The sequence below is a fragment of the Streptomyces sp. rh34 genome (assembly GCF_002551245.1).
Classification (GTDB): domain Bacteria; phylum Actinomycetota; class Actinomycetes; order Streptomycetales; family Streptomycetaceae; genus Streptomyces.
This window is the reverse complement of the sequence record NZ_NTGZ01000086.1, coordinates 11906-28297: the sequence shown is the minus strand read 5'-3', so window position 1 is coordinate 28297 and position 16392 is coordinate 11906. Positions and strand designations below refer to the sequence as shown.

Genomic DNA, 16392 nt, shown 5'->3' with positions numbered 1-16392 from the left:
GCCTCGCGCCTCGCCGTACGCAGGGCCGGGCGCCTGCCGCCGGGGCCCGGCCGGGCCCGCGGCCTCTGGCCGTACGCCCTGATCGCCCCCGCCGTCGGCGGCATGCTCTATCTCCTGGTCTACCCGCTGGTGCGGGCGGTCCTGATCTCGTTCCAGGACTTCCGCCTGCGCCAGCTGATCAGTGGTGACGCGGAGTTCGTCGGACTGCGGAACTACCGGACGCTGCTGGCCGACCCCAGGTTCTGGGAGGTGGTGCGTCGCACCTTCCTGTTCATGGCGATCAACGTCGTCCTGATCATGGTGATCGCCACCCTGGTCGCGCTGATGGTGGAGCGGCTGGGCCGGATCGGGCGGACGGTGGTGCTCAGCTCGCTGGTGCTGGCCTGGGCGATGCCGGTGGTGGCGGCGACCACCGTCTTCCAGTGGCTGTTCCACTCGGAGTTCGGCATCGTCAACCGGTCGCTGACCTCGCTCGGCTTCGACTCCTTCGACCGCTATCCGTGGTTCGCGAACGGCACCGCGGCCTTCGCGATCCTGGTGACGCTGATCGTCTGGCAGTCGGTGCCGTTCGCCGCGGTCACCTTGTACTCGGCGCTGACCACCGTGCCCCTGGAGCTGTACGAGTCGGCGCGGCTGGACGGGGCGGGCGCGGGGCGGATGTTCCGCTCGGTCACTTTCCCGATGCTGCGGCCGATCTTCCTGCTGGTCATCTCGCTGGAGGTGATCTGGACGTTCAAGGCGTTCGTCCAGATCTGGGTGATGACCCGGGGCGGCCCGGGTGACGCCACGACGATCCTGCCGGTCTACGCGGTCCAGACCGCTCTCTCCGGCCAGCGGTACGACCTGGGCTCCGCCGCCTCGATGGTCACCGTGGTCCTGATGTCCGGGGTGCTCGTCCTGTACTTCCGCCAGATGCTCCGCCAGGAGGACGAGACCCGATGAGCCCGCGCACCGCGCGTCCCCCGAAACCCGCACGCCCCGGTAAGCCCGTACGCCCCCGGCTGCGGCGCCTCCCGCTGAACATCGCCGCCGCCGTGACCGTCGTCGTCTGTCTCTTCCCCGTCTACTGGATGATCTCCACGGCCTTCACGCCGTCCAAGGACATCCGGTCCACCGATCCGCGGCTCCTCCCGCAGACCTGGACGCTCGACCACTTCCGCCGGGCCGTGGAGGCCGACGGGTTCGCACTGTTCTGGCGCAACAGCATCCTGGTCACGCTGGGGGCCGTCGCGCTGGCGCTGCTGGTGGCGCTGGGCGCGGCGTTCGCCGTGGCGCGGATGCGGTGGAAGGGCCGGCGGCAGTTCATGCTGATGATCTTCATTGCGCAGATGGCGCCCTGGGAGTCTCTGATCATCCCGGTCTACATCATCTCGCGGGACACCGACATGCTCGACCGGCTGCCGACACTGACGTTGATCTATTTCATGATCACGCTGCCGTTCACGGTCGTGGTGCTGCGGGGCTTCATCGGGACGATCCCACCGGAGCTGGAGGAGGCCGCGCAGGTCGACGGCTGTACCCGGACCGGGGCGTTCTGGCGAGTGGCGATGCCGCTGCTGGCGCCGGGGCTCATGGCGACATCGCTGTTCGGCTTCATCACCGCCTGGAACGAGTTCGCCTACGCCAACTTCCTGATCATCAAGCAGCAGGACAACCGCACCCTGCCGGTCTGGCTGTCGTCCTTCCAGAACACCTTCGGTACCGACTGGGGCGCCACGATGGCCGCCTCCACCCTCTTCGCGCTGCCCGCCCTGGTGATCTTCCTGCTGCTCCAGCGCCATGTCACGTCCGGCTTCGCCGCCGGCGCCGTCAAGGGCTGAGCCGCGAAGTCCGCCCGCCGCCCCCGCCCGCCCGCCTGTCTGCCCGCCCGCGAACCGAATCCGGAGGCCCCCGTGCCCGCATCGCGCCCAGCCCCCGCCCTCTCCCTCATCCCCCGGCCCACCAAGGTCTCCTCGCTGGGCGGGCGGCTCACCCTCGACCGGGAGACCACCGTCCGGGCGCTGCCGGGTGCGGAGCCGGCGGCGGACCTGCTGCGTTCCCTGGTCGGCCGTGCCGCCGGGCTCCCGCTCACCTCCGCCCCGGACGGCCGGGTCGTCCTCGCTCTGGACGACCGGCTCGGCGGCCTCGGCGAGGAGGGGTACGGGCTGACGGTCGCCCCGCAGGCCCTCCAGTTGCGTGCCGCCCATCTCACCGGGCTGCTCCGGGGCGTCCAGACGATCCGCCAACTCCTGCCCTCCGAGGCCCTGTCGGCCGGTTCCGCGACCACAGGCTCCTGGGAACTGCCGTGCGTCGAGATCACCGACGTACCGGACCGGCCGTGGCGCGGAGCGATGCTGGACGTGGCGCGGCGCTTCCAGCCGGTCGGCTATCTGCGCCGGTACGTGGACCTGCTGGCGTTGCACAAGCTGAACGTCCTGCACCTCCACCTCACCGACGACCAGGGCTGGCGGATGCCGGTCGACGCCTACCCGCGGCTGATCTCGGTCGGCTCCCGGCGGGCCCGGTCGCAGAAGGGCCCGACCGGACCGGACGGGGCCCACTTCGACGCGGTGCCGCACGAGGGGGCGTACACCAAGGCGGAGTTGCGGGGCCTCGTGCGGTACGCGGCGGAGCGCGGAGTCACCGTCGTGCCGGAGATCGAGATGCCCGGCCATGTGCGGGCGGCGCTCGCCGCCTACCCGCAGCTGGGCAACCACCCCGGGCGCGAGCTGGACGTGTGGACCCGCTGGGGGGTGTGCGACACGATCCTCGGTGTGCACGAGGGGGTCTTCGACTTCTGCCGGGCCGTGCTGGAGGAGGTGATGGACGTCTTCCCGTCGCCGTACATCCACATCGGGGGCGAGGAGTGCCCCACCACCGAGTGGGAGGAGAGCCCTGCCGCAAGGGATCGCGCGGCGACGCTGGGGCTCGCGGACCCGGCCGCGCTGCACGGCTGGTTCATGGGCCGGGTCGGGGCGTTCCTGGTGGAGCGCGGCCGGATTCCGCTCGGCTGGGTCGAGAACGGCTCCGAACTCCCACCGGAATTCACGGTGATGACCTGGCGTGACTCCTCGCACGCCCGGGCCGCCGCACACCGGGGCCATCAGGTGATCGCCGCGCACCACCGGGCCACCTACCTCGACTACGCCCAGTCCGGCGACCCGTCCGAGCCGGTCGCCCAGCCCGGGGCGCCGGTCCCCCTGCACACGGTCCACCGCTACGAACCGGCGCCGCTCGACTGGCCGGAGGCGGACCGGACGCGGGTGCTCGGGACCCAGGCCCAGGTGTGGACCGAGTACGCCCGCACCCCCGAGGAGATCGAGTACCTCAGCTACCCACGGCTCTGCGCGCTGGCCGACCGTTCCTGGTCCGGCGGGCGCGGCGACTGGCCGGGGTTCGTCGAGCGGCTGCGTCACCACACCGCCCGGCTGGACGCCCTGGGCGTCCCCTACCGCCCACTGGACGCGCGGTCGCTCGCGACCGAGGACGCACCGGCGTCCGCATCCGCGTCCCCGTCCGCAGGAACAGCGCGACTCCACCCGTAACCCGTCCCCCACCACCGTTCCGGAGAGGAACACGCCTGTGAACACATCATCGAGCAGTCCCCGCCGAGGCAGGCTGCGCACCGCCGCCGCCTCGGCCGCCGCCGTGGCGCTGGCCGCCACCGGCCTGGCCGCGTGGCCGTCCTCGGCGTCCGCCGCGGCGGACGGGATCGTCGTCCAGTACCGTACGAGCGCGTCCGGCGCGAGCGCCGACCAGAGCGAGCCGTGGCTGAAGGTCCGTAACACCGGCTCCGCCTCCGTACCGCTGAGCAGCGTCAAGGTGCGCTACTACTTCAAGGCCGACTCGGCGTCCGCCGCCTACCGGTTCGCCTGTTCCTGGGCGGTGAAGGGGTGCGCGAACATCACCGGTACGTTCGGGACGCTCGCCGGCCCGACCGCCACGGCCGACCGGTACCTGGAGATCGGCTTCACGGCCGGGTCCGGTTCGCTGGCGCCGGGAGCGGACACCGGGGACATGCAGCTCCGCTTCCACCAGAGCTCCTGGGCCCCGCTCGTCCAGTCCGACGACTACTCCTTCGGCGCGGACAGGACGGCGTACGGCGACTGGTCCAAGGTGACCGCTCATATCGCCGGGGCGACCGTGTGGGGCGAGGCTCCCGGGGGCAACGGCCCGACCGACCCGCCGGACCCGACGGACCCGCCCACCGACCCGCCGGGGGACGCGCCGACGCTGTTCGACGACTTCGACTACAGCTCCCACACCGACCCGGAGATCAACGCGAACGGCTGGAGCGTACGGTCCAACTCCGGCGGTCCGGGGGTGCCGGGGGCGACCTGGGCGGCCGAGAACGTCACTTTCGCCGACCAGGCCGGAAACTCCGTGATGAACCTGGAGACCTCGACGGCCGGCACGGGGGCCTCGACCAAGCACACCGAGATCCTGACCAAGTCGATGAAGTTCAAGAACGGGACGTACGCGTCCCGGGTGAAGTTCAGCGACGCGCCGCGCTCCGGCCCGGACGGCGACCGGATCGTGCAGACGTTCTTCACGATCAACGATCTGAAGGCGCCGATGGCGGACGACTACGCGGAGTACGACTTCGAGTATCTGCCCAACGGCGGCTGGGGCGAGCCCGCGAACATCCTCTACACGACGTCGTGGGAGACCTACCGGCCCGACCCGTGGGAGGCGGTCAACGCGCACAGCGAGGTCCGGCAGTCGTACGCGGGCTGGCACGACCTGGTGGTGACGATCGACGACCACCAGATCACGTACTACGTCGACGGTCAGCACTTCGGGACGCACGGAGCGGCCTACCTGCCCGAGCGACCGATGTCGATCAACTTCAACCAGTGGCTGATCGACCTCCAGGGGCAGCCGAGCACCACGCCCCGCGCCTACGACCAGCAGGTGGACTACGTCCTGCATGTGAAGGACCAGATCCTCACCCCGGCACAGGTGAACGCGATGGTCGGGGCGTACCGCGGGGCGGGGACGAGCTTCGAGGACACGGTCCCGGCCGCGTAGCGGGGCCCACACGGTGTGAGAGCCGGGCGGGGCGGGGGCCGAGGGCGGCCCCCGCCCCGCTTTCGTATGCCCGGAGGCACCCGCGCCACCGATTCGTACGCCGCCGGCCGGGGCGAATTTTCCGGCACCCCTTGACAGCCCTGCCACCCTCCGGGCAATCTTCCGTTAAGCAGAAACTAACTTCCGCAATACGGAAGGAGCGCCGACATCCTCATGGGATACCCGGACCAGCGCTTCGATGTGAACCTTTCGATCCTCTTCACGGAACTCCCGCTCCTGGAGCGTCCCGCGGCAGCCGCCGCGGCGGGCTTCACGGCGGTCGAGCTGTGGTGGCCCTGGATCGAGACCCCCACCCCTCCGCAGGCGGAGCTCGACGCCCTCAAGAAGGCGCTCGACGACGCGGGCACCCAGCTGGTGGGGCTGAACTTCTACGCCGGACAGCTGCCCGGCCCCGACCGCGGCGCGCTCTCCGTGCCCGGCACGGAGTCGGACCGCTTCCGGGCCAACATCGAGGTGGCGGCCGACTTCGCCGCCTCGGTCGGCTGCACGGCGCTCAACGCGCTGTACGGCAACCGCGTCGAGGGCGCGGACCCGGTGGTGCAGGACACGCTCGCCCTGGAGAACCTGGTGTCGGCCGCCCGCGCGGCGGACCGGGTCGGGGCGATCCTCCTCGTCGAGACCCTCAACAAGCCGGAGTCGCCGCTCTATCCGCTGGTCAGCGCACCGGCCGCGATCGAGGTCGTCGACAAGGTCAACGCGGCGACGGGCCTCGGGAACGCCAAGTTCCTGCTGGACCTCTACCACCTCTCGATGAACGGCGAGGACCTGAGCCAGGTCATCAAGGCGTACGCCGCGAAGACCGGCCACGTCCAGATCGCCGACAACCCGGGACGCGGCGCGCCGGGCACCGGCTCGCTCCCGCTGGAGCGGCTCCTCGACGAGCTGAAGGACGCCGGCTACGCGGGCTGGGTCGGCCTGGAGTACAAGCCGGGCGACCGGCCGAGCGCGGAGTCCTTCGACTGGCTCCCGGCGTCGGCCCGCGCGGCCCGCTGACCGGCCCCCTCGCTGCGGACGGGCCGGGGCGGCCTCGGTGTCGCACCCAACCCCCTTACGTACACACGTTTTTCAGGAAGGCACCCTCATGAGCAACAACCTCCCCAAGGTTGCGTGGATCGGCCTCGGCATCATGGGATCCCCCATGTCCGAGAACCTGGTCAAGGCCGGTTACGAGGTCACCGGATACACCCTGGAGCAGGACAAGGTCGACCGGCTGGTCGCGGCCGGCGGCAAGGGCGCCTCCTCGATCGCGGACGCGGTCGGGGACGCGGACGTCGTCATCACGATGGTGCCCGCCTCCCCGCAGGTCGAGGCCATCGCCTACGGTCCCGACGGCATCCTGGAGAACGCCAAGCGCGGCGCGCTGCTGGTGGACATGTCCTCCATCACCCCGCAGACCTCCGTGGACCTCGCCAAGAACGCGGCCGAGAAGGGCATCCGGGTCCTGGACGCGCCGGTCTCCGGCGGCGAGGCCGGCGCCATCGAGGCGGTCCTCTCCATCATGGTCGGCGGCGAGCAGGCGGACTTCGACGCCGCGAAGCCGTTGCTGGAGGCGCTCGGCAAGACCATCGTGCTCTGTGGCCCGCACGGCTCCGGCCAGACGGTGAAGGCGGCCAACCAGCTGATCGTCGCGGTCAACATCCAGGCCTGCGCCGAGGCCGTGGTCTTCCTGGAGAAGTCCGGGGTCGACCTCGCCGCCGCACTCGACGTCCTGAACGGCGGCCTGGCCGGCTCGACCGTGCTGACCCGCAAGAAGGACAACTTCCTGAAGCGGGACTTCGACCCCGGCTTCCGGATCGACCTGCACCACAAGGACATGGGCATCGTCACGGACGCCGCCCGCAACGTCGGCGCGGCCCTGCCCGTCGGCGGCGTGGTCGCCCAGCTGGTCGCCTCGCTGCGCGCCCAGGGCGACGGCGGCCTGGACCACTCGGCGCTGCTGCGCTCGGTCGAGCGGCTGTCCGGCTCCCAGGTCTGACCACCTCGCTCCGCAAGGAGCCCCTGATCTCCGGGCCGCGGTGGCGCTGACACCTGTCCTGTCGCGCCCAGGCGCTGCCGCGGCCCGGAACCACATACTTCGATTTCAACAAACTGTTGACGTTGCTCCGCGGCGAATCTACGCTCCTCAAGCCGTCAGCAGCTCGTACGAAAGGTCATCCCGCCACATGGCTAAGCGTGTGCTCACGACCGAGTCAGGCGCCCCGGTCGCCGACAACCAGAACTCCGCCACCGCCGGTGTCGGTGGACCGATCCTCCTCCAGGACCAGCACCTCCTGGAGAAGCTCGCCCGCTTCAACCGTGAGCGCATCCCGGAGCGCGTGGTGCACGCCCGCGGTTCCGGCGCGTACGGCTACTTCGAGGTCACCGACGACGTCACGGGCTTCACCCGCGCCGACTTCCTCTCCGAGGTGGGCAGGCGCACCGAGACGTTCATCCGCTTCTCGACCGTCGCCGACTCGCTCGGTGGGGCGGACGCGGTCCGCGACCCGCGCGGCTTCGCCCTCAAGTTCTATACGGACGAGGGCAATTACGACCTGGTCGGGAACAACACCCCGGTGTTCTTCATCAAGGACCCGATCAAGTTCCCCGACTTCATCCACTCGCAGAAACGCGACCCGTTCACGGGCAAGCAGGAGCCGGACAACGTCTGGGACTTCTGGGCCCACGCCCCCGAGGCGACGCACCAGATCACCTGGCTGATGGGCGACCGCGGTATCCCCGCCTCGTACCGTCACATGAACGGCTACGGCTCGCACACCTACCAGTGGACGAACGCCGCGGGCGAGGCCTTCTTCGTCAAGTACCACTTCAAGACGAACCAGGGCGTGCGGTCCCTCTCCGCCGACCAGGCCGCCGAGCTCGTCGGCAAGGACGCCAACTCGCACCAGACGGACCTGCTCCAGGCCATCGAGCGCGGCGTCAACCCCTCCTGGACCCTGCACGTCCAGGTGATGCCGGCCGCCGACGCCGCCGACTACCGGTTCAACCCGTTCGACCTCACCAAGGTGTGGCCGCACAGCGACTACCCGCTCCAGCGGGTCGGCCGCCTGGTCCTGGACCGCAACCCGGACAACGTCTTCGCCGAGGTCGAGCAGGCCGCGTTCTCCCCGAACAACTTCGTACCCGGCATCGGCCCGTCCCCGGACAAGATGCTCCAGGGCCGGCTGTTCGCCTACGCGGACGCGCACCGCTACCGCCTGGGCGTCAACCACACCCAGCTTCCGGTGAACGCCCCGAGGACCGCCGTCGTCGACAACTACGGCCGCGACGGCGTCCACGCCACCCGCAACGGCTCGCGCCACGACAAGAACTACGAGCCCAACTCGTACGCCGGTCCGGCCCAGACCGACGCGGCGCTCGCCGCCCCGCTGGCGGTCCACGGCTGGACGGGCACGCACGAGGCGCCCGCCCACGCCAAGGACGACGACTTCTTCCAGGCGGGCGAACTCTTCCGGCTCATGTCGGAGGACGAGAAGGGCCGCCTGGTCGCGAACATCGCCGGAGGCCTCTCGCAGGTCACCCGCGACGACGTGATCGAGAAGAACCTCGCCCACTTCCACGCCGCCGACGCCGACTACGGCAAGCGCGTCGAGAAGGCCGTCCGCGCCCTGCGCGAGGACTAGGTCCTCGCGTTCGGGTCCGAACGAGAGGACCTGAGCCTCTCCCTGGACCCTGCCCGTACCGCGCACCCGGATGAGGGGTGCCGCGCGGCACGGGCAGGACGACGAGGCCGCGGCGGTCGAGCGATGCCAGTGCGGTGGTGAAGGACCCGGGGACCGTCTCCTGACCTGAAGGAGACGCCCTCCCCCGGGCCGATCGCCGCCGCCGCGGTCCCTGTCACCCGGCGACACCTCTGTCGCTCCCTGAACGAGGGCGCGGAGTACGGATACGGTCCCGTACTCCGCGCCCTTTCGCGTGGGCGGGCACGGTTCCGGCCCCGCACCTCCCGGCCCGTCCGGCGCTTGAGGACGGAACCCGTCGCCCGAGCGGGCCCGCACCTTCCAGCCCGTCCCGCGATCGAGGACGGAACCGTGGCTCCGGAGCAGATCGTTCCCTGCGTGAGGGACGCCCCCTGCCTCCTGCCTGCGCAGTTCGGCCCCTCCTGCGCGAGGCTTCCGTCCTCAAACGCCGGACGGGCTGGAACGGTGCGGCCCGCGCGCAGCGACACAGGCCCCCGCCCCGGAAAGGAATCCGGGGCGGGGGCCTGTGTCTGCGGCGCGTGGGTCAGGACACCGTAAGGGGTCGGATCGCGGTGGGCGCGTGGGACGGGTCCGTGGCGATGTCCTCGAACTCGTTGACCGACGCGATGTCACTGCCGCTCATCGCGATGTTCGTGACCCGCTCCAGAATCGCCTCGACGACCACCGGCACCCGGAACTCCGCGGCGAGCTTCTTCGCCTCCTCGAAGGCCGGCAGCAGCTGGTCCGGCTCGGTGACCCGGATCGCCTTGCAGCCGAGCCCCTCGACGACCTTGACGTGGTCCACGCCGTAGACGCCCAGCTCCGGGGAGTTGAGGTTCTCGAACTCCAGGTTCACCTGGAAGTCGATGTCGAAGTTGCGCTGCGCCTGGCGGATGAGCCCCAGGTAGGAGTTGTTCACCAGGACGTGGACGTACGGGATGCGGTGCTGCGCGCCGACGGCCAGCTCCTCCAGCATGAACTGGAAGTCGTAGTCGCCGGAGAGCGCGACGACCGTGCCCTCCGGGTCCGCGGTGGCGACGCCCAGCGCGGCCGGGATCGTCCAGCCGAGGGGGCCCGCCTGGCCGCAGTTGATCCAGTGGCGCGGCTTGTAGACGTGCAGCATCTGCGCGCCGGCGATCTGGGAGAGCCCGATCGTCGTGACGTATCGGGTCTCGGGGCCGAACGCCCGGTTCATCTCCTCGTACACGCGCTGCGGCTTGAGCGGCACGTTGTCGAAGTGGGTCCGGCGCTGCAGGGTCGCCTTGCGCTCCTGCGTGGACGCGGCCCAGGCCGAGCGGTCCTTCAGCTCGCCCGCGGCCTTCAGCCCGCGCGCCACCTCGACGAAGAGCTCCAGCGCGGCCTTGGCGTCGGAGGCGATGCCGAGGTCCGGGGCGAAGATCTTGCCGAGCTGGGTGGGCTCGATGTCCACGTGGACGAAGGTGCGGCCCTGCGTGTAGACGTCCAGCTTGCCGGTGTGGCGGTTGGCCCAGCGGTTGCCGATGCCGAGGACGAAGTCGGACTCCAGGAAGTTCGCGTTGCCGTAGCGGTGCGAGGTCTGGAGGCCCACCATGCCGGCGTTCAGCTCGTGGTCGTCGGGGAGGATGCCCCAGCCCATCAGGGTCGGGACGACCGGGACGCCGGTCAGCTCGGCGAACTCCACCAGGAGTTCGGAGGCGTCGGCGTTGATGATGCCGCCGCCCGCGACGAGCACCGGGCGCTCCGACGCGTTCAGCATCTGGATCGCTCGCTCGATCTGCTTGCGGGAGGCCGCGGGCTTGTGCACCGGGAGGGGCTCGTACAGCTCGGGGTCGAACTCGATCTCGGTGAGCTGGACGTCGATCGGCAGGTCGATGAGGACCGGGCCCGGCCGGCCGGTGCGCATCAGGTGGAATGCCTGCTGGAAGACGCCGGGAACCTGCGCGGCCTCCAGGACGGTCGTCGCCGCCTTGGTGACCGGCTTGGCGATCGACGCGATGTCGACGGCCTGGAAGTCCTCCTTGTGCAGGACGGCGGTCGGAGCCTGGCCGGTGATGCACAGGATCGGGATGGAGTCGGCGATGGCGGAGTACAGACCGGTGATCATGTCGGTGCCCGCCGGGCCCGACGTGCCGATGCAGACGCCGATATTGCCGGCCTTGGCCCGGGTGTAGCCCTCGGCCATGTGGGAGGCGCCCTCGACGTGCCGGGCCAGCGTGTGCTGCACCCCACCGGAGGCCTTGAGGGCCGCGTAGAAGGGGTTGATCGCCGCACCCGGCACGCCGAACGCGTTGCTGACGCCTTCGCGCTTGAGGATCTCAACTGCCGCTCGGGCAGCGGTCATACGAGGCATTGAGTGCTCCTGCTCGGGATTGGTGGAGTCGGGCTCTGTCGCGCCACCTGAGAGCACCAATTCCGCATTACGGAAATTTAGTTCTGCTATACGGAAGCAATCTAAAACGTGGGGAGAGCCCCGTCAAGGGCACGGACGGCCGCCCGCCCCCATGAAGTCCGCCAACCCCCTCCCCAGAGCCTCGCTCCTGGTGGACGATGGTGTGACGAGGGAGGCACGGAGCGCAGTCGGTCGCGCCGTCCGTGCCGGAGGGAGAAGATCGTGGAGTCCGTGCCGGTTCGGTGCCCTGTCTGCAGCCGGGGCCACGCCTACAGCACACCGGCCTACCCCTGCCCGTGCGGGACGCCCACCGCCCCACCGCTGCTGCGGGACGCCCCGGCGGCCGTGGTCACCCACCGCAGCTGGAACGACGCGTGGGTCACCGTCCGTTGCACGTCCTGCGCCCGGGAGAACCAGTGGCCCCAGCCCGAGCTGTGCTGCCCGTGCGGGGCCGTCCTGCGGATACCGGTGCGCCCGGTGGCCGCCCCTCCGGCCCCGGCCGCGCCCCTCTCCCCCGCCCACATCCCACTGCCGCGGACCGCCGCGCAACCGCGCCCGGCCTTCCGGCCGATGACGATCCGCACGGGCCACGACGCGGTGAGCGCGGCCGGCCTCTATCTGACCTGGCTGGGCTTCCGCGATGTCGGCCGGCCCGGGGCGGGCCCGGCCGCCGGGATCGACCTGCGGGCCGACGGGCTGATCGCGCGGGTCGACTCCACCACACGGCCGACGTCGCCGCGCGCGGTCGAGACCCTCTGGCTCAACGCGCTGGGCGCATCGGCGACCGGGGTGTTCTTCTCCCTCGCGGGATACGCGGCCGAAGCCCGGGCCCGGGCGGACGGCATCGGACTCCCGCTCTTCGTCATGGATCTCACCGGGACCCCGCAGCCGGTGAACAGCCCTGCGGACGAGCTGGTGAGCACGGGCGCCTGAACAGTGCCGAAGACGGGGGCGACTCCGGAAGGTGCGGGCTCCGGGCAGCGCGTCCCCCGGGGGCCTTCGGCCGGACATCCTGATCCGGCCACCGCGTACCGGTCCGACGCCCGGCGCGGCACACTGAGTACATGCGTATCCGCTCCGCCAGACGCTCGGATCTCCCGCTTCTCCAGGACATCGAGCGCGCCGCAGGGGAACCGTTCCGGGCCCTGGGCATGGCCTTCGTGGCCGACGACGATCCGCCCCCGCTCGACCTGCTGGAGAGCTACCGGCTGGCAGGCCGCTGCTGGGTGGCGTCCGACCCCCTCTCCGCCACCGGTGACCGGCCGCTCGGCTATGTGCTCGCCGACCCCGTCGACGACGCCCTGCACATCGAGCAGGTCTCGGTCGACCCCGCCGCCGCCCGCCGGGGCATCGGCCGGGGCCTGATCGCCCACCTCGCCGATCTGGCCGTGCCCCGGGGCATGGCGGCACTCACCCTGACCACCTTCACCGAGGTGCCGTGGAACGCCCCGTACTACGCCCGTATCGGCTTCCGGATCCTGACCGAGCGCGAACTCACCGAAGGGCTGCGCGCGATCCGGGCCGAGGAGGCCCAGCACGGCCTCGACCGCTGGCCCCGGGTCTGCATGCGGCGCGAACTGACGTCCGCCGTTCAGCCGTCGGGTGCTCCGGGGGCCACGAAGGTTCCGCGCGTCCCGGAAGCTTCGGCGCCCCAGGACGCTTCGGAAGCCGTGGCTGTCAGTGGCAGCCCGTAAGCTGTGCGCATGGCTTTACTCCCGGACAGCTCCTTCCCCGCAGACCGCCCCGCGCCCGCCGCCGAGCAGGCCAACGAGGCCATCCGCGCCCTCGTCGACGCCTCCGGACAGGACTGGTCCGACGTGGAGGCGGCTACGTACGAGGTGCTGCTCATCGAGTGGGCGGCGGCGACCCGGGGCGACCCCGACATCATCGAAGCCGCCTGACCCACCCCCGCCCGCCCCCGCCCCTCCCGCTCAGTCCGCGTACGCCTCGCGCAGTTCGATCTTGCGGACCTTCCCGCTCACCGTCATCGGGAAGGTCTCCAGGATCCGCAGCCTGCGCGGGATCTTGTAGTGCGCGAGCCGCTCCCGGCAGTACGCGGCGATCTCCTCCAGGGTGGGCGGGTCGGCGGGGTTCCGGGGGATGACGCAGGCCAGGATCTCCTCCCCGTAGCGCTCGTCCGGCACCCCGACCACCTGGACGTCGGCGACCTTCGGATGGCCGTACAGGAACTCCTCGATCTCCCGTGGGTACACGTTCTCGCCGCCCCGGATGATCATGTCCTTGATCCGGCCGACGACCTGGACGTATCCGTCCTCGCGCATCACCGCGAGGTCCCCCGTGCGCATCCACCGCCCGGCGTCGACGACTTCGGCGGTGCGATCGGGCTGGTCCCAGTAGCCGAGCATCACGCTGTAGCCGCGGGTGCGCAGCTCGCCGGCGCTGCCGCGCGGCAGTGTGACGCCGGTGACCGGGTCGACGACCTTGACCTCGATGTGCGGCAGCGCGCGGCCCACCGTGCCGGTGCGGCGATCCAGGTCGTCGTCGCGGCGGGTCTGGGTGGAGACCGGGGACGTCTCCGTCATCCCGTAGCAGATGGACACCTCGGCCATGTGCATCTCGGCGACGACCCGCTTCATCACCTCGGCCGGGCAGGGGGAGCCGGCCATGATCCCGGTGCGCAGCGAGGAGAGGTCGTACGCGGCGAACTCCGGCAGATCCAGCTCGGCGATGAACATGGTGGGAACGCCGTACAGCGAGGTGCAGCGCTCCTGCTGAACGGCGGCCAGCACGGCGGCGGGCTCGAAGGACGGGCCCGGAATCACGATGCAGGCGCCGTGCGAGGTGCCGGCGAGGTTGCCCATCACCATGCCGAAGCAGTGGTAGAAGGGCACCGGCAGACAGATCCGGTCCTCCTGGGTGTACGCGATCGTCTCCCCGACGAAATACCCGTTGTTGAGGATGTTGTGGTGGGAGAGCGTCGCCCCTTTGGGGAAGCCCGTGGTGCCCGAGGTGTACTGGATGTTGATCGGGTCGTCGCAGGACAGTTCCGCCTCGCGGGCGGCCAGTTGCTCCCGGGTGACGGCGGGCGCTGCGGCGGTCAGCTCGTCCCAGGACGGGTCGCCGATGTAGTGGACGGCGCGCAGGCCGGGGCAGTCGGCGCGGACCTGCTCGACGAGGGCGCGGTAGTCGCTGGAGCGGTGGGAGAGGGAGGCGACGAGCAGCGAGATGCCGGCCTGCTTGAGGACGAACTCCACCTCATGGGCGCGGTAGGCGGGGTTGATGGTGACCATGACGGCCCCGATCCGGGCGGTGGCGTACTGGACGAGCACCCACTCGGGGCAGTTGACCGCCCAGATACCGACCCGGTCGCCCTTGGCCACCCCCGAGGCCATCAGGGCGCGCGCCAACGCGTCGACGTCCGCGGCGAATTCGGTGTACGTCCAGCGTCGGCCCGAGGCCATGTCGACCAGGGCCTCGCGGTCGCCGTGCGCCGCGACGGTCCGGTCGAGGTTGCGGCCGATGGTGTCGCCGAGCAGCGCGGTGTCGCCGACGCCGTGCGCGTAGGACAGGCTGCTCACGTGAGGTCCCCCTCGTCGAACTCGGCGCCGGAGCCCAGGGCGGTGCGTTCACGCAGCTCGATGCGGCGGATCTTGCCCGACACGGTCTTGGGCAGGTCCGCGAACTCCAGCCTGCGGATGCGTTTGTACGGGGCGAGGACCGCCCGGGAGTGCTCGAAGAGGACTTTCGCGGTGTCCGGCCCCGGCTCCCAGCCCTCCGCGAGCACGACGTACGCCTTCGGGACGGCGAGGCGCAACGGATCGGGGGCGGGCACGACGGCGGCCTCGGCGACCGCCTCGTGCTCCAGCAGGGCGCTCTCCAGCTCGAACGGCGAGATCTTGTAGTCGGATGCCTTGAACACGTCGTCGGCGCGGCCCACATAGGTGATGTAGCCGTCCGCGTCGCGTGCGCCGATGTCCCCGGTGCGGTAGTAGCCGCCCGCCATCGCCTCGGCGGTGCGGTCGGGGTCGCCGTGGTAGCCGGTCATCAGGCCGACGGGGCGGTCGGCCAGATCGAGGGAGATCTCACCCTCGGCCGCCCCGGGCCGGCCGGTGACCGGATCGAGCAGTTCGACGGTGAAGCCGGGGCTCGGGCGGCCCATGGAGCCGGTCTTGAGGAGCTGGCCGGGGGTGTTGGCGACCTGGACGGCGGTCTCCGTCTGGCCGAACCCGTCCCGGATGGTCACGCCCCACTCCCGCCGGACCGTCTCGATGACCTCCGGGTTCAGCGGCTCACCGGCCGCGACGACCTCGCGCGGCGGGACCTTCAACTGGCTCAGGTCGGCCTGGATGAGCATGCGCCAGACGGTGGGCGGGGCGCAGAAGCTCGTGATGCCCGAGCGGTCCATCTCGGCCATCAGCCGGCCCGCGTCGAAGCGGGTGTAGTTGAAGATGAAGACGGTGGCCTCGGCGGTCCACGGGGCGAAGAGGTTGGACCAGGCGTGCTTGGCCCAGCCGGGCGAGGAGATGTTCAGGTGGACGTCGCCCGGCCTGAGCCCGATCCAGTACATCGTCGACAGGTGGCCCACGGGGTACGACACATGGGTGTGCTCGACCAGCTTGGGGCTGGCGGTGGTGCCGGAGGTGAAGTAGAGCATCAGCGGCTCGTCCGCGTCCGTCTCCCGGCCGGGTGTGAACGCGGCGGACGCCTCGGCCACACCCGCGTACGGCAGCCAGCCCGCCACCTCCTCACCCACCGCGATCCGGGTGTAGTCCCCGGGGACCTCGTCGAACTTCGTGGTGTCCGCGTCGCGCACCAGCACATGGCGCACCCGGCCGCGCTCCACCCGGTCGCGCAGGTCGGCGGGGCCGAGGAGCGGGGTGGCGGGGATGACGACGGCGCGCAGCTTCATCGCGGCGAGGGCGGTCTCCCACAGCTCGACCTGGTTGCCGAGCATGACGAGGAGGCGGTCGCCCTCCCGTACGCCCTGTTCCTTCAGCCAGTTGGCGGCGCGGTCGGAGCGTTCGGACATCGCCGCGAAGGACACCTCGGTGCGCCGGCCGTCCTCCTCCACGATGTGCAGGGCGGTGCGGTCGTTGTTCTCGGCGATGACGTCGAACCAGTCCAGGGCCCAGTTGAAGTGCTCGGCCCGGGGCCAGCGGAAGCCCGCGTAGGCCCGCTCGTAGTCCTCGCGATGCTCCAGCAGGAAGTCCCGGGCGGCCCGGAACGTCTCGGTAGCGCTGGTTGCCGACATGTGCCCTCCTCGATACGGACCGGTCGCCTAACATCATGTAAACAGTGACCCAGGTCTCACCACCC

Annotated in this window: 13 protein-coding genes; 10 read left to right on the top strand and 3 right to left on the bottom strand. The window is 70.8% G+C overall.

Annotated elements, in window-relative coordinates:
* The 7 genes from CR470_RS17905 to CR470_RS17875 form a co-directional block, all read left to right on the top strand.
* On the top strand, window positions 1-942 hold a 942-nt coding region (locus CR470_RS17905; protein WP_373561424.1), incomplete at its 5' end, for a carbohydrate ABC transporter permease.
* Complete coding sequence (locus CR470_RS17900; RefSeq protein ID WP_097868601.1) at window positions 939-1820, top strand: carbohydrate ABC transporter permease; 882 nt, start codon at window positions 939-941, stop codon at window positions 1818-1820. The genes CR470_RS17905 and CR470_RS17900, both read left to right, overlap by 4 nt.
* Before the next feature lie 72 nt (window positions 1821-1892).
* Window positions 1893-3524 carry a beta-N-acetylhexosaminidase gene (locus CR470_RS17895; RefSeq protein ID WP_097868600.1) on the top strand — a complete coding sequence of 544 codons (1632 nt, stop codon included), beginning with the start codon at window positions 1893-1895 and terminating at the stop codon, window positions 3522-3524.
* 37 nt (window positions 3525-3561) lie between these two features.
* Window positions 3562-5010 (top strand): cellulose binding domain-containing protein, encoded by a 1449-nt coding sequence (locus CR470_RS17890; protein WP_097868599.1) that lies wholly within the window; start codon window positions 3562-3564, stop codon window positions 5008-5010.
* Window positions 5011-5223: 213 nt separating this feature from the next.
* Window positions 5224-6063, top strand: a complete 840-nt coding sequence (locus CR470_RS17885; protein WP_097868598.1) for a TIM barrel protein — start codon at window positions 5224-5226, stop codon at window positions 6061-6063.
* 88 nt (window positions 6064-6151) lie between these two features.
* Entirely contained in the window at window positions 6152-7045 is an 894-nt protein-coding gene (locus CR470_RS17880) for a 2-hydroxy-3-oxopropionate reductase (protein ID WP_097868597.1), read from the top strand.
* A gap of 187 nt (window positions 7046-7232) precedes the next feature.
* The gene (locus tag CR470_RS17875) at window positions 7233-8690 is read left to right on the top strand and encodes a catalase (protein WP_097868596.1); all 1458 of its coding nucleotides are present in this window, start codon (window positions 7233-7235) and stop codon (window positions 8688-8690) included.
* Window positions 8691-9291: 601 nt separating this feature from the next.
* Here CR470_RS17875 and gcl read toward each other — a convergent pair.
* Entirely contained in the window at window positions 9292-11076 is a 1785-nt protein-coding gene (gene gcl, locus CR470_RS17870; protein ID WP_097868595.1) for a glyoxylate carboligase, read from the bottom strand.
* Window positions 11077-11337: 261 nt separating this feature from the next.
* Between gcl and CR470_RS17865 the strand changes: the two genes are divergently transcribed.
* From CR470_RS17865 to CR470_RS17855, 3 genes are all read left to right on the top strand, one after another.
* Window positions 11338-12048 (top strand): hypothetical protein, encoded by a 711-nt coding sequence (locus CR470_RS17865; protein ID WP_097868594.1) that lies wholly within the window; start codon window positions 11338-11340, stop codon window positions 12046-12048.
* Between the two features lie 131 nt (window positions 12049-12179).
* The gene (locus tag CR470_RS17860; RefSeq protein ID WP_097868593.1) at window positions 12180-12809 is read left to right on the top strand and encodes a GNAT family N-acetyltransferase; all 630 of its coding nucleotides are present in this window, start codon (window positions 12180-12182) and stop codon (window positions 12807-12809) included.
* A gap of 9 nt (window positions 12810-12818) precedes the next feature.
* Complete coding sequence (locus CR470_RS17855) at window positions 12819-13016, top strand: hypothetical protein (protein WP_097868602.1); 198 nt, start codon at window positions 12819-12821, stop codon at window positions 13014-13016.
* Between the two features lie 30 nt (window positions 13017-13046).
* Here the strand turns inward: CR470_RS17855 and CR470_RS17850 are convergent, their stop codons facing one another.
* Entirely contained in the window at window positions 13047-14654 is a 1608-nt protein-coding gene (locus tag CR470_RS17850; RefSeq protein ID WP_097868592.1) for an AMP-binding protein, read from the bottom strand.
* Window positions 14651-16327: an AMP-binding protein gene (locus CR470_RS17845; protein ID WP_097868591.1), complete on the bottom strand. Its 1677-nt coding sequence runs from the start codon at window positions 16325-16327 to the stop codon at window positions 14651-14653. Before CR470_RS17845 ends, CR470_RS17850 begins: the two co-directional genes overlap by 4 nt.
* Window positions 16328-16392 lie beyond the last annotated feature (65 nt).

Coding starts and splice junctions, on each gene's coding strand:
- CR470_RS17900 (WP_097868601.1), top strand. CDS start 939: ATGAGCCCGCGCACCGCGCGTCCCCCGAAACCCGCACGCCCCGGTAAG.
- CR470_RS17885 (WP_097868598.1), top strand. CDS start 5,224: ATGGGATACCCGGACCAGCGCTTCGATGTGAACCTTTCGATCCTCTTC.
- CR470_RS17880 (WP_097868597.1), top strand. CDS start 6,152: ATGAGCAACAACCTCCCCAAGGTTGCGTGGATCGGCCTCGGCATCATG.
- CR470_RS17875 (WP_097868596.1), top strand. CDS start 7,233: ATGGCTAAGCGTGTGCTCACGACCGAGTCAGGCGCCCCGGTCGCCGAC.
- gcl (WP_097868595.1), bottom strand. CDS start 11,076: ATGCCTCGTATGACCGCTGCCCGAGCGGCAGTTGAGATCCTCAAGCGC.
- CR470_RS17860 (WP_097868593.1), top strand. CDS start 12,180: ATGCGTATCCGCTCCGCCAGACGCTCGGATCTCCCGCTTCTCCAGGAC.
- CR470_RS17855 (WP_097868602.1), top strand. CDS start 12,819: ATGGCTTTACTCCCGGACAGCTCCTTCCCCGCAGACCGCCCCGCGCCC.
- CR470_RS17845 (WP_097868591.1), bottom strand. CDS start 16,327: ATGTCGGCAACCAGCGCTACCGAGACGTTCCGGGCCGCCCGGGACTTC.